This is a genomic window from Erwinia sp. MMLR14_017 (genome assembly GCF_033657285.1).
Classification (GTDB): Bacteria; Pseudomonadota; Gammaproteobacteria; order Enterobacterales; family Enterobacteriaceae; genus Erwinia.
The window spans coordinates 311,864-325,689 of sequence record NZ_JAWVWP010000005.1; the positions used below are offsets into that span (position 1 = coordinate 311,864).

The window sequence follows — 13,826 nt, forward strand, 5'->3', positions numbered from 1 at the left end:
GTATACTTTTCCCCTTCTTTTTTAGCGGTACCAGTGTACAACAAACCTTGTTGGCTGGCCTCGCTCAGGGTGACGGTCTGCATAAAGGCAGGCTTTTTTAGCATATAAGGTAACTTGTGAATATTCAGGCGCTTCTCTCAGAAAAAGTCAGTCAGGCGATGATCGCGGCTGGCGCTCCGGCCGATTGCGAACCGCAGGTGCGGCAGTCTGCCAGGATTCAGTTTGGTGATTACCAGGCGAACGGCATCATGGCCGTAGCCAAACAGCTCGGTATGGCGCCCCGACAACTGGCAGAAGAGGTTCTGAAGCACCTGGCGTTAACCGGCATAGCCAGCAAAATCGAGATCGCCGGCCCTGGTTTCATTAATCTGTTTCTGGATAAAGCCTGGCTCTCTGCTCAGGTTGACCAGGTAGCGGCTGCGCCTCGTCTGGGTGTTGCGCCCGTCACGCCGCAAACTATCGTCATTGATTACTCTGCACCCAACGTGGCGAAAGAGATGCATGTCGGGCATGTGCGCTCTACCATCATCGGTGATGCCGCCGTGCGCACGCTGGAGTTCCTCGGCCACAATATTATTCGCGCAAACCACGTCGGCGACTGGGGAACCCAGTTCGGTATGCTGATCGCCTTCCTGGAAAAGCAGCAGAATGAGCATCATGAAGAGATCGCGCTCTCCGATCTGGAAAACTTCTATCGCGAAGCAAAGCGCACCTATGACGAAGACCCTGAGTTTGCCGAGCGCGCGCGCGGCTACGTAGTAAAACTTCAGGGAGGCGATGAATATTGCCGTGCCATGTGGAAGAAGCTGGTGGATATCACCATGACGCAGAATCAGCTGATTTATGACCGCATGAACGTCACGCTGACCCGTAAAGACGTGATGGGCGAAAGTCTTTACAACGCCATGCTGCCGGGCATTGTCGATGACCTGAAAGCCAAAGGTCTGGCGGTAGAGAGTGAAGGCGCCACGGTGGTGTTTCTTAACGAGTATAAAAACAAAGATGGCGACCCGATGGGCGTCATCATCCGTAAAAAGGATGGCGGCTACCTCTACACCACAACGGATATTGCCTGTGCCAAATACCGTTACGAGACGCTGCATGCCGACCGCGTGCTTTATTACATCGATTCGCGCCAGCACCAGCATCTGATGCAGGCCTGGACTATCGTGCGTAAAGCTGGCTATGTGCCGGAGTCCGTGCCGCTGGAGCACCATGCGTTTGGCATGATGCTCGGAAAAGATGGCAAGCCGTTTAAAACCCGTGCTGGCGGCACCATTAAGCTCTCCGATCTGCTGGATGAAGCGGTGGAGCGCGCCACTAAGCTGGTGGCGGAGAAAAATCCGGATATGCCAGCAGAGGAGCTGAAAGCGCTGGCCAACACCGTCGGCATCGGCGCGGTGAAATATGCTGACCTTTCCAAGAGTCGCACCACAGATTACATCTTCGACTGGGACAACATGCTGGCCTTTGAAGGCAATACCGCGCCCTATATGCAGTATGCCTATACCCGTGTGCTGTCGGTGTTCCGTAAAGCGGGGATTGATGAGTCCGGCGTTACGGGCAAGGTGCAGATCACTGAAGATCGTGAAGCGGCGCTAGCGGTTCGGCTGCTGCAGTTTGAAGAGACGATCACTCAGGTCGCCCGTGACGGTACGCCACATGTGATGTGCGCTTACCTCTATGAGCTGGCCGGTCTCTTCTCTGGCTTCTATGAGCACTGTCCAATCCTGACGGCCAGTGACGAAACGACAAAGCAGAGCCGTCTGAAGCTGGCGCTGTTAACCGCCAGAACCCTGAAGCAGGGGCTGGATACGCTGGGAATCGAGACCGTAGAGAGAATGTAATTTTCCTGCAGATCAAAAAAGGGGACGAAGCGATTCGTCCCCTTTTTGCGTTTCAGAGCGGCCCGGCATCTAATGGTAATTCACCATGACCTGATTACTCAGCACCCGCAAATCCCTGTGCAGCCTGCCCTTACCCTGAACACCATAAACAAAGTAAAGCCCCTGATAAGCTGTCAGGTTACTTAACCCACGCGTTGTCCCACTGGCACCGTCGAGCGGGACGCAGCGCTTTTCCGCACAGAGATGGACGACCAGGCCAGAGGGCGCAGGCCCGGTCAGCACATAACGCCAGGAAACCTCGGTGATCGCCCCGTTAACAGGTTCTCTGGCCGTCAACGCCGGCGATGAGGCCTGCATGCCGCGGTTCTGCAACCCCGGCCCCGGTGAACTGGCCTGCCAGGCGCCGCTGGCGCAAGCAAGACCCGGCAGAAATGTCAGCAGACACAACAGTTGTTTCATCAATGGCCGCCAATGGTAGAGGTCATGCGGATCTGACGATTATCGGTCAACTCCAGGTTGGAGATCACCATCATCTGCGGCATATTGCGGCGCAGGAAGCGAGCCAGCAAGGCACGCAGCGGATGGTTAACCAGCAGTACTGGCGGCGCACCCAGCGACTCCTGATGATCCAGCGCGCCCTGCGCCTGCGCCATCAGGCGGTCAGCCAGCCCTGGCTCCAGTCCACCACCGCCCTGCAGAGCCTGCAGCAGCAGACGTTCCAGCGTGGTATCTAAACCAATAACCTGCACCTCGCCATTCCCAGGGAACCACTGTTGCGTAATGGCGCGGCCCAGCGCGACGCGCACCACGGAGGTCAGCTCGTGCGGATCGCTCTGCACGGCAGCGTGTTCCGCCAGCGTCTCGATAATGGTGCGCATATCACGAATAGAAACGCGTTCAGCCAGCAGGTTCTGCAACACTTTATGCAGCGTAGTCAGGGTGATCACGCCGGGAATTAAATCTTCCGTCAGCTTCGGCATCTCCTGCGTGACGCGGTCCAGCAGCTGCTGCGCTTCCTGGCGGCCAAACAGCTCGCTGGCATACTGACCAATCAGATGGTTCATATGCGTTGCTACCACGGTACTCGCTTCCACCACGGTAAAGCCCTGGATCTGCGCCTGTTCTTTCAGCGCGCTGTCAATCCAGGTTGCGGCAAGGCCAAAGGCGGGATCAACGGTCGCTTCACCCGGCAGGCTGCCTGCTGCCGTGCCGGGATTTATCGCCATCCAGCGGCCTGGGTAGGCATCCCCGCTGCCAATCTCCACCCCTTTCATCAGAATACGGTAGCGTGCAGGCGGCAGATCCATATTGTCGCGAATATGCACAACCGGCGGCAGGAAGCCCATCTCCTGTGCGAATTTTTTACGGATGCTGCGGATACGTCCCAACAGTTCACCATCCTGCTGATGGTCAACCATCGGGATCAGGCGGTAACCCACTTCCATCCCCAGCGAATCTTCCAGCTGGACGTCGGTCCAGGAAGCTTCGGTGTTAGAGGCGGTTTCAATCTGTTTCGGCTGCACCTTAGGTTCAGCTTTAGGCTTACTTTCCTTGCCGCGAAGATACCAGGCCAGCCCAAGCAGCGCCGCGGTAAACATCAGGAATACCAGGTTTGGCATGCCCGGCACCAGGCCCAGCAGGCCCAGTACGCCGGCACTCAGCATCATCACGCGCGGATTTTTGAACAGCTGGGTGACCATCTGTTCGCCTACATCCTGATCGGTGCCCACGCGGGTCACGATCACACCGGCGGCGGTTGAGATAACCAGAGCAGGGATCTGCGCCACCAGACCATCGCCAATGGTCAGCAGCGTATAGCTTTCGGCAGCGTGACCCACATCCATCCCGTGCTGGATAACGCCGACCAGCAGGCCGCCCACCACGTTGATCACCATGATCATGATCCCGGCGATGGCATCCCCACGGACAAACTTACTCGCACCGTCCATCGATCCGTAGAAGTCTGCTTCCTGCGTCACGTCAGAGCGGCGCTGCTTCGCTTCATCTTCCCCAATCAAACCGGCATTCAGGTCGGCATCGATAGCCATCTGCTTACCGGGCATCCCGTCCAGCACAAAGCGCGCGCCCACTTCGGCGATACGGCCCGCACCTTTGGTAATCACCATGAAGTTGATGATAACGAGGATGATAAACACCACGATACCGATGGCGAAGTTACCGCCTACCAGGAAGTGACCAAACGCTTCAACCACCTGACCTGCGGCAGACGCTCCGGTATGGCCTTCCATCAGAATGATACGGGTGGAAGCGACGTTCAGCGCCAGGCGCAACAGCGTTGAAAAGAGAAGAATGGTCGGGAAGGCAGCGAACTCCAGCGTCTTCTGCGTGAACATCGCCACCAGAAGCACCATGATCGACAGCGCGATATTAAAGGTGAACAGCAGATCCAGGATGAAAGGCGGCAGCGGCAGCACCATCATCGAGAGGATCATCAGAATCAATACCGGTCCGGCCATTACCTGCCATTGGGTATCTTTAACATTCGGTAACCGTAATAAAGCGGCCAGATTCGCCATCAGTCATCTTCTCTTGTGGCAAAGTCCAGTGCTTCCGGCACCGGTAAATTGTCAGGTTTTTTCGGGGCCAGGCCACCCTCCAGCTTCCAGCGACGGAGTTGCCATACCCAGGCTAACACTTCTGCTACGGCCGCATATAACGTTCCCGGAATATGCTGGCCAATCTCACTGTGTCGGTACAACGCACGCGCCAGCGGCGGTGCTTCTAAAACAGGAATACGGTGCTCTTTCCCCAATTCACGAATGCGCAGGGCAATTTCCCCTGCCCCTTTCGCCACCACTTTCGGGGCGCTCATCTTGCGTTCGTCATACTGTAAGGCGACTGAGTAGTGCGTCGGGTTGGTGACGATAACATCCGCTTTCGGCACATCGGCCATCATGCGTCTGCGGGCTGCGGCACGCATTTGCTGCCGTATGCGCCCTTTAACGTGCGGGTCACCTTCCTGCTGCTTGTACTCATCGCGGATATCCTGACGAGTCATACGCAGCCCCTTGAAGTAGCTGTAGAGCTGCCAGAACACGTCAAAGCCCACCATCGGCGACAGCCCCAGCACGATCAGGATGCTGCACATCGCAATCATATTCAGCGCGTTTGCCAGTGCGCTGTAGGGGTTTTCGCTGATCAGCCGCAGCATATCCGGCCAGTGGCTGCTGATATAAAGCCAGGTCACGCAGCCCACCAGAATCGCTTTCAATACGGACTTCAGTAATTCAGCGGCGGACTGAGCGGAAAACAGCCGCCCTAACCCTTTTATCGGGTTCATCTTTCCCAGATCGAACTTAAGCGCCTTGCTGAAAACGATGCCGCCCAGCAGCATCGGCGCGGCGATCGCGACCAGTACCAGACCGCCCATCATCGGGATCAGCGCAAACACGCCCTGAGTCACAAGATTTCCCAGCAGATGAAACATCTGGCTGGTATCGCTGACCACGGAGTGATTGAATTTAAGCCCGTCTGCCAGCAGCGCACCGATTTTTCGCGCCATAGAGGCTCCGGTCATCCACAAAATAGAGAGCCCCGCCACCAGCATCAGCACGGAAGTCAGCTCGCGCGAACGCGGTATCTGTCCCTCTTCTCGTGCTTTTTCTATTCGGTGGGGGGTTGCGGATTCGGTCTTTTCCTCTTCACTGTCTCCGGCCACGGCAGCCTTTCCTCGATACGGAATTTCAGGTGCCAGCATGCCAAATTGGCGCAGGGATAATGCCGCGAGTAAACGCGTAAAAAGGGGGTTATTTGCGGGATAGTAAAAATAGCAGGAGCTGGCGGGCGCCAGCTCCTGTCAAGACAAGCTTAAAACCCGAGGCTGTCCAGCAGATCGTCCACCTGATCCTGATTCGCTACCACGCCAGGCGCAGCACCGTTGATCTGGGGACCATTCAGCAAACTGTCCACATCCTTCTTCGGACGGGAAGCCTGATCTGGAATGTTATCCAGCAGCACCATTAACAGCTGGCGCTCAATCTCCTGGATCACATCCATCATGCGCTTGATAACCTGACCGGTCAGATCCTGGAAATCCTGCGCCATCATGATTTCCATCAGCTGCGCGTTGGTGAAAGCGGTGTGTTCAGGCACGGAGTCCAGATAACCACGGGTATCCGAAACCAGAGAGCGGGCATCTGCCAGTTCAACAGGATTTTCAAACCACGCATCCCAACGACCTTTCAGCGCTTTCGCGCCATCTTCCATCAGCGTCTGACGTGGCTGTGAAGCCTCCACGCAGTTCAGCGCACGTTCTGCCGCCTGAGCGGTCATTTGCACTACGTAATCCAGGCGGTCGCGGGCATCAGGAATCGCTTCCGCCGCGTCAGCAATAGCTTGATCCAGTCCCAATTCACGCAGGCTGTCGCGCAGCATCCGCGTCAGCGAACCAATTCGGGAGATTATGTCGTTGGCGGAAGCCGCATCAACATTTGGTGTCGGAAGTGTGCTCATCTCGGCTCCTTACATACCCAGCTTTTCGAAGATCTTGCCTAACTTCTCTTCAAGGGTCGCTGCAGTAAAAGGTTTAACGACATAGCCGCTGGCACCAGCCTGAGCAGCCGCAATAATGTTCTCTTTCTTGGCTTCCGCCGTGACCATCAGCACCGGTAACTTGCTCATCGCCGCATCCGCACGAATGGTCTTCAGCAGTTCCAGACCGTCCATGTTGGGCATATTCCAGTCAGACACCACGAAATCAAAGCCGCCAGCTCGCAGTTTGTTCAGAGCATCCACGCCATCTTCCGCTTCATCAACGTTGTTGAAGCCGAGTTCTTTCAGGAGGTTACGGACGATACGACGCATCGTATTGAAGTCGTCGACCACCAGAAACCGCATATTTTTATCAACCATACTCACTCCCGTTATTTTGTAGCCCGCTGGACGGGCGCTGCGTTAAATACGTAATGCCTGTCCGGCGCTAATTTTGGTCAGCATGTGCTGACTGATTTGGTGAAGATCCACCACTTCACTGGCTCCCCCGAGGGCTATTGCCTCTCGTGGCATGCCAAATACGACACAACTGGCTTCGTTCTGGGCAATCGTCCAGGCACCCGCTTTGTTCATGGCCAGCAGACCTGCGGCACCGTCGTTACCCATGCCGGTCAGAATGACGCCAACGGCGTTTCGTCCTGCGTGCTGAGCCACCGATTTAAACAGCACGTCCACCGACGGTTTATGGCGGTTGACCGGCGGTCCTTTATTCAGCTTGACCTGATAGTTGGCGCCGCTTCTTACCAGCTCCAGATGCATGGCGCCTGGCGCAATGTAGGCGTGGCCGGGCAGAATACGCTCGCCATCTTCCGCCTCTTTCACCGTGATCTGGCAGAGCTTGTTCAGCCGCTCGGCAAAAGAACGGGTAAAACCTGGCGGCATATGCTGCGTAATCAGCAGCGCCGGGCTGGTGGCGGGTAAAGGTTGCAGCACATGTCTGATCGCTTCCGTACCCCCGGTCGAAGCGCCTATAGCTATCAGCTTTTCACTGCTCAGCAGCGGCCCCGCTTTCAGCATCACCGGCGCGCTCTGTGGCCCGCGCAGATGCAGTTTGGCTCGGGAGGCGGCGCGAACTTTGTCCGCTATCATCTGGCTGTAAGCCAGCATTCCTTCACGGATGCCCAGCGAAGGTTTAGTGACAAAATCCACCGCGCCCAGCTCCAGCGCGCGAAGCGTGACTTCCGAGCCTTTACCGGTCAGGGAAGAGACCATCACCACCGGCATAGGCCGCAGGCGCATCAGCTTTTCAAGGAAATCGAGTCCGTCCATACGCGGCATTTCCACATCCAGCGTCAGCACGTCCGGATTAAACTCTTTGATTAAATCCCTTGCCACCAGCGGGTCTGGTGCCGAGGCCACCATCTCCATATCCGCATGGCTGTTTATGATTTCTGTCATCAACTGACGCATCAACGCAGAATCATCTACGCATAACACTCTGATTTTTCCCATTATCTCTCCTTAGTCAGTCCGTAGACTGTCTGACCGCGCAGATAAAACTCTTTACTGATCTGGCTGAAGTTCTCTGAATGTCCGGCAAACAGGATCCCACCGGGTTTCAGCATGGGGACAAAGCGCCTTAAAATCTTTTCCTGCGTCTCTTTATCGAAATAGATCATGACATTACGACAAAATATGGCGTCAAACGGTCCCGGCAGCGCCCACTCATTGCCCAGCAGATTGAGCTGGGCAAAAGTAATGCTGTTCGCCAGCTCAGGCCGGACTCTGACCATGCCTGAATGCGGGCCAGTGCCACGGAAAAAGAACTTTTGCAGCTGCTGAGGCGAGAGCGTGCGTAGCTCTTCCTGGCGATAAACGCCGGCCAGCGCCTTCTCCAGCACCTGCGTGTCAATATCACTGGCATGTACCTGAAACTTGCCCGGACCTGCTCCCAGCGTCTCGCTCAGCGTCATGGCGATGGAGTATGGCTCCTCGCCGGTAGACGCCGCCGCACACCAGACGTTAAAGCTGCCGCTGCGCCGTTTGGCATGTTCTGCCAGAATCGGGAAGTGGTGCGCCTCGCGGAAAAACGCCGTCAGGTTGGTGGTCAGCGAGTTAATAAAAGCCTGCCACTCCGGGCTGTTGGAATCGCTCTCCAGCAGCGCAAGGTAACGACCAAAATCGTCTATGCCTAACATCCGCAACCGACGAACCAGGCGGTTATAAACCATTTCTCGCTTATGATCGGCGAGAACGATGCCAGCGCGCTGGTAGATCAACTGACTGATACGCTTAAAGTGCGTATCGGATAACGGCAGGCGCTGAACCATCTGGGACAGCAGCGTGGCATTCTCCTGCGGTGCTAACAACGTCGATTTTTTCATGTAAGGCTACCCTGCAAAGTGCTGATTAAGGGGTTAAAACAGAGCTATATTCCCTGTATGCCGATCTGTTGGCCTGTGAGCGCGTCCCCCGCGTCCAGTGAAAATCTCGTCACTGCGTTCGTCAGGTGTTCAGCTTGTGCTTCCAGGGCTTCTGTGGCTGCTGCCGCTTCCTCTACCAGCGCGGCGTTCTGTTGTGTCACCTGATCCATCTGGCTGACCGCCTGAGCGACCTGCTCAATGCCCCTGCGCTGCTCGTCCGATGCCGAAGCAATCTCACCCATAATGTCGTTAACGCGGGTGACGGACTGCACTATCTCTTCCATCGTTTCGCCAGCCGAGGCCACCAGCTCCGCTCCCTGATCAACGCGGTTAACTGAGGCTTCAATCAGCGCTTTAATCTCTTTTGCCGCCTGCGCACTGCGCTGCGCCAGGTTGCGAACTTCGCCTGCGACCACGGCAAATCCTCTGCCCTGCTCACCCGCGCGGGCCGCTTCCACCGCCGCATTCAGCGCCAGGATGTTGGTCTGAAACGCAATGCCATCAATCACGCCGGTGATATCGCCAATTTTCTTCGAGCTGCTGGCAATCTCGCTCATGGTGGTAACCACTTTGCTGGTCAGCGTGCCGCCTTTGTGTGCGGTAGTGGAAGCCTCTTTCGCCAACTGAGAAGCCTGACGGGCGTTCTCGGCGTTACCGGTTACCGTCGCCGTCAGCTGCTCCATGCTGGCTGCTGTTTCTGCCAGTGACGCCGCCTGCTGCTCGGTACGGGAAGACAAATCATTGTTGCCCGAAGCGATCTCACGAATGCCGGTTTGCATCGCATTCGTCCCTTCCCGCACGCTGCTTACCGTTTCTGCCAGCGAGTGCTGCATCGCCTGTAAGCTAATAAATAACTGGCTCAGTTCGTTGCGTCCCTGGGTGTCAATTGTGCCGCCCAGGTTACCAGAGGCGATGCGTTCAAAATGACCGCGCATCCTGGACAGAGGCGCAACCACCGCCTTCCGAACCCACCAGACGCCAACGAGCGTTACCAACAGCGAGAGCAGCACCGCCACGATAAAGATCACTTTTGACTGGTTATAAAAACCTTTACCCGCCTGATTGGCATGCTCACGCAGAACATCGATATGCTTCATCCAGCGGTTGTACTGCACCTGAAACTTGTCCTGAACGCCCTGCGTTGGCGAATCCAGGAAATCCTGCAGCTGATAGTTCTGCAGATAAGCGATCAGCTGCGAAAGTTCATGCGCGTAATCGTTATAAACAGCAGTCATCGATTTCTTCAATTCGCTGCCTTTCGGAGTAACAACCGGGATGGCATTAAATTGCTTAAAAGCTTTATCGGCAGTATTCAGATCTTCCTGAGCCTTACTCATCAAACTTGTGACCTGATCGCGCGGTAAGCTCAGCGCTGCCCGGGTTCCCGCACGGCTCAGCGTAACGCGCGCGCTCAGTAAGGCAGCCCAGGTTTCTCCCAGCGCTTCACGCTGGTTACTGCTGACTTCCACTTCACTTAAATTGCGCGCATCCAGACGAAACGAGTTGAACGACAGACCGCTGCCCACAATTTGCATCAGACAAAACAGCCCCAGCAAAAAGAAGATTGCGGTAGAGATACGAATACGACTAGCCATCAAAACCTCCGGGTGTGGCCGCCCAATCTGAGCGGCGAATAAGTGCTAAAACGTTTCCCAATTGTCATTTGAAGTCGTCGCGGCGAGCGCTTTCGGTAAGGCTGCTGCCGGCTTCAAAAGTGGGTTTTTATTTGCCTTACTGCTATTAACGGCCTGGATGACATTTTCTTTACGAATTCTGAACACCGCGACCGCCTGAGTGAGTCGGCTGGCCTGTTGTTCCAGCGCGGCAGCGGCGGTAGCAGACTCTTCCACCAGCGAAGCGTTCTGCTGCGTTACCCGGTCCATCTCCGTCACCGCAGTACCAACCTGGTCAATGCCTTTGCTCTGCTCATCTGACGCAGAGGCGATTTCGCCCATGATGTCCGTGACGCGGGTGACCGCGCTGACGATATCCGCCATGGTTTCACCGGCGCTCTCTACCAGCACGGAACCGGTATCCACGCGGGCTACGGAATCCTCAATCAGTCCTTTAATTTCTTTCGCTGCCTGGGCACTGCGCTGGGCAAGGTTACGCACTTCGCCCGCCACCACCGCAAAGCCACGTCCCTGCTCACCCGCACGGGCGGCTTCAACAGCGGCGTTCAACGCCAGGATATTAGTCTGGAAAGCAATGCCGTCGATCACGCTGGTAATATCGGCGATCTTTTTGGAACTTCCGGCTATCTCATTCATGGTTTTCACCACGCCATCCACCACCTTGCCCCCTTTTTGCGCTGTCTCAGAGGCGCTCAGCGCCAGCTGGGACGCCTGACGGGCGTTTTCGGCGTTCTGCTTCACCGTAGCGGTGAGCTGCTCCATGCTGGCCGCCGTCTGCTCCAGCGAGGCAGCCTGCTGTTCGGTACGGGATGAGAGATCGTTATTCCCTGCGGAGATTTCGCTGGCACCGGTGTAGATAGCGTCAGAGCCATCACGCACATCGCTTACCGTGCGCACCAGCGCCTGCTGCATATCACGCAGGCTGTCGGCAAGCTGCGTCATCTCGTTGCGGCCATGCGATTCAATAGTCTGCGTCAGATCGCCGCTGGCGATATGACGGATATGATCGATATTGCTTTTTAACGGACTCAGCAGAATTTTGTAGATACCGCTCCATGCGAGCGTAATAACCGTCAGGGTGATTAGCAGCACGGCCAGCAGCAGCCACAGCGTCTGCTGATATGCTGTTTGGTTAGCTTTGACGCCGTTAGCCGTAAGCTGGTTATTGGTCTCCAGCCACTCGTTATAGGTTTTTTCGAACTGGTCCTGATAACTCTGCGTCGGCTGGGCGACAAATTCGGCAAAGCGTCCGGCCTGCATCGCCACTATCAGCTCACCTAACGCATCATGCAGCTGTTGATAATTTGCCAGCAGCGTCTTGACGTTTTCTGCCGATTTGCCTTTTTCTGACAAATTAGCATTGAACACCGCCAGCGATTTATCAGCCGTGCTGAGATCTTCCTGCGCCTGCGTCATCAGTTCTGCCACTGTGGCGCCCGCACCCGTCTGGTTTGCATCCTGCAGATAACGTATCCCGGCACGGTTCAGCGTATTACGTGCCTGCACCAGTGAAACCCAGGACGTGCCCATCGCCTGCTGCAACGTGCGCAACTGCTGGCTGAAGGCAAAATTGTCTTTGTCATTTTTGACCGTACTGAAAAACAACCCGCCCGTACCCAGTTGCAGCAGTGCAAACAGCACCAGCACGCTGACGAGGCCCGTAACAACCTTTATACGCTTGAACATGATTACCTCTGAATGAACAACAATTGGCACTGTTATCGGCACGGCGGAGGGGAACTTTATGCAGCTGTCCGCCGATTGCTCAGCGGACAGACCTCTTACAGGATTTCAGAAATTAAAAGGTTTCCCAGTTGCCTTCGGAGGCGGCAGGCACAGCGGCCTTACGCGCCACAGACTGAGCCGGACGGCTGAGGGAAGGCGTTCGCAGCGCTGGCTTACTGCCCTGCTCTTTACGCACGCGGAATACGGCCACAGCCTGGGTCAGACGGCTGGCCTGATCTTCCAGCGCGGCGGCGGCGGTAGCGGACTCTTCAACCAGCGAGGCGTTCTGCTGCGTCACGCGATCCATCTCGGTGACCGCAGTGCCAACCTGATCAATGCCTTTGCTCTGCTCATCTGACGCAGAGGCGATTTCGCCCATGATGTCTGTGACGCGGGTGACGGCATTGACGATATCCGCCATCGTTTCACCCGCCGTGCCTACCAGGGCAGTACCGCTGTCTACGCGGGTTACCGAGTCTTCGATCAGGCTTTTGATCTCTTTCGCGGCCTGCGCACTTCGCTGAGCCAGATTACGCACTTCGCCTGCTACTACAGCGAAGCCACGCCCCTGCTCACCGGCACGGGCAGCTTCTACTGCCGCGTTCAGCGCCAGGATGTTGGTCTGGAAAGCAATGCCGTCGATCACGCTGGTAATATCAGCAATTTTCTTGGAACTTCCGGCGATATCGCTCATGGTTTTCACCACGCCATCCACAACTTTGCCGCCTTTCATCGCCGTTTCAGAGGCGCTGAGCGCCAGCTGGGACGCCTGACGGGCGTTTTCCGCATTCTGCTTCACGGTGGCAGTCAGCTGCTCCATGCTGGCAGCGGTCTCTTCCAGCGAAGCGGCCTGCTGTTCAGTACGGGCGGAGAGGTCGTTATTACCTGCGGCAATTTCGCTGGCGCCGGTATAAATCGCATCGGAACCGTCACGCACGTCGCTGACGGTACGTACCAGCGCCTGCTGCATCTCCAGCAGGCTGGCTGCCAGCTGGGCCATCTCATTACGACCTTCAACTTCAATCGTATGGGTCAGGTCGCCGCCTGCGATATGACTGATATGAGTAATGTTGGTTTGCAGCGGGGTGATCAGCACTTTGCGCAGCCCTACCCAGCAGAGCGCAATCAGCGCTACCACCAACACCATCACCGTGCCGATCACCCACAGCATAGTGGTGTAGGCTGCTTCATTAGCCGCCACGCCCTGCACGGTGATCACGCTCTGCGCGTTACGCCAGGTAGTATAGGCCGCCTGCATGTCGTTTTGCTTCTGCTCAATGTTCAGTTTGAACATCTCGTCAAGTTGTTTGCTGCTCATCAGATCCAGCATCTGCGACAGCGCTTTTGAGTAGCTATCGTAGTTGCTTTCCAGGTTGGAAATCACCGCCGGATCCAGCCCCTTAGTGTTGGGGATACTTTTATATTTGCTGTAACTTTTATCCGCATCCGCCAGTAAACTTTTCCCCTGATCGCTGATAGCGGTCAGAGAGGCGCTGTTGATGCTGTTGGCCGTATCACTTTGCAGGCGCAGCATGCCACGGTTTAAGGTGATACGGGTCTGGTTCAGCGCAATCCATGCGTCGGTAAACGCCGCCACGTTGTCACTCGAGTTCTGTGCAATGGAAAAACTTTCTTTATCGCTGGTCAGTGCGCGAATAAACAGACCGCCGGAGATCAGCTGCATGGAGCCGAAGACCAGCAGCACTAACAGCAGACTGGTAACCACTTTGATGCGTGTAAACATA

Annotated in this window: 11 protein-coding genes; 1 reads left to right on the forward strand and 10 read right to left on the reverse strand. The window is 56.1% G+C overall.

The window, feature by feature from the left end; translation table 11 throughout:
- The first annotated feature begins 116 nt into the window (after positions 1–116).
- A complete protein-coding gene (gene argS, locus SD961_RS11140; RefSeq protein WP_318790431.1) occupies positions 117–1,847 on the forward strand; it encodes an arginine--tRNA ligase in 1,731 nt (576 codons plus the stop codon).
- Positions 1,848–1,916: 69 nt separating this feature from the next.
- Here argS and flhE read toward each other — a convergent pair whose 3' ends face one another.
- From flhE to SD961_RS11190, 10 genes are all read right to left on the reverse strand, one after another.
- A complete protein-coding gene (flhE, locus tag SD961_RS11145) occupies positions 1,917–2,306 on the reverse strand; it encodes a flagellar protein FlhE (RefSeq protein WP_318790432.1) in 390 nt (129 codons plus the stop codon).
- Complete coding sequence (gene flhA / locus SD961_RS11150; RefSeq protein WP_318790433.1) at positions 2,306–4,384, reverse strand: flagellar biosynthesis protein FlhA; 2,079 nt, start codon at positions 4,382–4,384, stop codon at positions 2,306–2,308. The genes flhE and flhA overlap by 1 nt, the downstream gene beginning before the upstream one ends.
- Entirely contained in the window at positions 4,384–5,526 is a 1,143-nt protein-coding gene (gene flhB, locus SD961_RS11155) for a flagellar biosynthesis protein FlhB (protein WP_318790434.1), read from the reverse strand. The genes flhA and flhB overlap by 1 nt, the downstream gene beginning before the upstream one ends.
- Positions 5,527–5,675: 149 nt before the next feature.
- Entirely contained in the window at positions 5,676–6,320 is a 645-nt protein-coding gene (gene cheZ / locus SD961_RS11160) for a protein phosphatase CheZ (RefSeq protein WP_318790435.1), read from the reverse strand.
- Positions 6,321–6,329: 9 nt separating this feature from the next.
- The gene (gene cheY / locus SD961_RS11165; protein WP_306206030.1) at positions 6,330–6,719 is read right to left on the reverse strand and encodes a chemotaxis response regulator CheY; all 390 of its coding nucleotides are present in this window, start codon (positions 6,717–6,719) and stop codon (positions 6,330–6,332) included.
- Between the two features lie 42 nt (positions 6,720–6,761).
- Positions 6,762–7,811, reverse strand: a complete 1,050-nt coding sequence (locus tag SD961_RS11170) for a chemotaxis response regulator protein-glutamate methylesterase (RefSeq protein WP_318790436.1) — start codon at positions 7,809–7,811, stop codon at positions 6,762–6,764.
- Positions 7,811–8,683 carry a protein-glutamate O-methyltransferase CheR gene (gene cheR, locus SD961_RS11175; RefSeq protein ID WP_318790437.1) on the reverse strand — a complete coding sequence of 291 codons (873 nt, stop codon included), beginning with the start codon at positions 8,681–8,683 and terminating at the stop codon, positions 7,811–7,813. The genes SD961_RS11170 and cheR overlap by 1 nt, the downstream gene beginning before the upstream one ends.
- Positions 8,684–8,727: 44 nt before the next feature.
- Positions 8,728–10,317, reverse strand: coding sequence for a methyl-accepting chemotaxis protein (locus tag SD961_RS11180; protein ID WP_318790438.1), 1,590 nt, complete (start codon positions 10,315–10,317; stop codon positions 8,728–8,730).
- Positions 10,318–10,362: 45 nt separating this feature from the next.
- The gene (locus SD961_RS11185; RefSeq protein WP_318790439.1) at positions 10,363–12,042 is read right to left on the reverse strand and encodes a methyl-accepting chemotaxis protein; all 1,680 of its coding nucleotides are present in this window, start codon (positions 12,040–12,042) and stop codon (positions 10,363–10,365) included.
- A 112-nt stretch (positions 12,043–12,154) separates the two neighbouring features.
- Positions 12,155–13,825: a methyl-accepting chemotaxis protein gene (locus SD961_RS11190; RefSeq protein ID WP_318790440.1), complete on the reverse strand. Its 1,671-nt coding sequence runs from the start codon at positions 13,823–13,825 to the stop codon at positions 12,155–12,157.
- Position 13,826: the final 1 nt, after the last annotated feature.

What these genes read in the sequence shown, in the direction of transcription:
- flhE (WP_318790432.1), bottom strand. Translation starts at nt 2,306, where the DNA reads ATGAAACAACTGTTGTGTCTGCTGACATTTCTGCCGGGTCTTGCTTGC.
- flhA (WP_318790433.1), bottom strand. Translation starts at nt 4,384, where the DNA reads ATGGCGAATCTGGCCGCTTTATTACGGTTACCGAATGTTAAAGATACC.
- cheZ (WP_318790435.1), bottom strand. Translation starts at nt 6,320, where the DNA reads ATGAGCACACTTCCGACACCAAATGTTGATGCGGCTTCCGCCAACGAC.
- cheY (WP_306206030.1), bottom strand. Translation starts at nt 6,719, where the DNA reads ATGGTTGATAAAAATATGCGGTTTCTGGTGGTCGACGACTTCAATACG.
- SD961_RS11170 (WP_318790436.1), bottom strand. Translation starts at nt 7,811, where the DNA reads ATGGGAAAAATCAGAGTGTTATGCGTAGATGATTCTGCGTTGATGCGT.
- cheR (WP_318790437.1), bottom strand. Translation starts at nt 8,683, where the DNA reads ATGAAAAAATCGACGTTGTTAGCACCGCAGGAGAATGCCACGCTGCTG.
- SD961_RS11180 (WP_318790438.1), bottom strand. Translation starts at nt 10,317, where the DNA reads ATGGCTAGTCGTATTCGTATCTCTACCGCAATCTTCTTTTTGCTGGGG.
- SD961_RS11185 (WP_318790439.1), bottom strand. Translation starts at nt 12,042, where the DNA reads ATGTTCAAGCGTATAAAGGTTGTTACGGGCCTCGTCAGCGTGCTGGTG.
- SD961_RS11190 (WP_318790440.1), bottom strand. Translation starts at nt 13,825, where the DNA reads ATGTTTACACGCATCAAAGTGGTTACCAGTCTGCTGTTAGTGCTGCTG.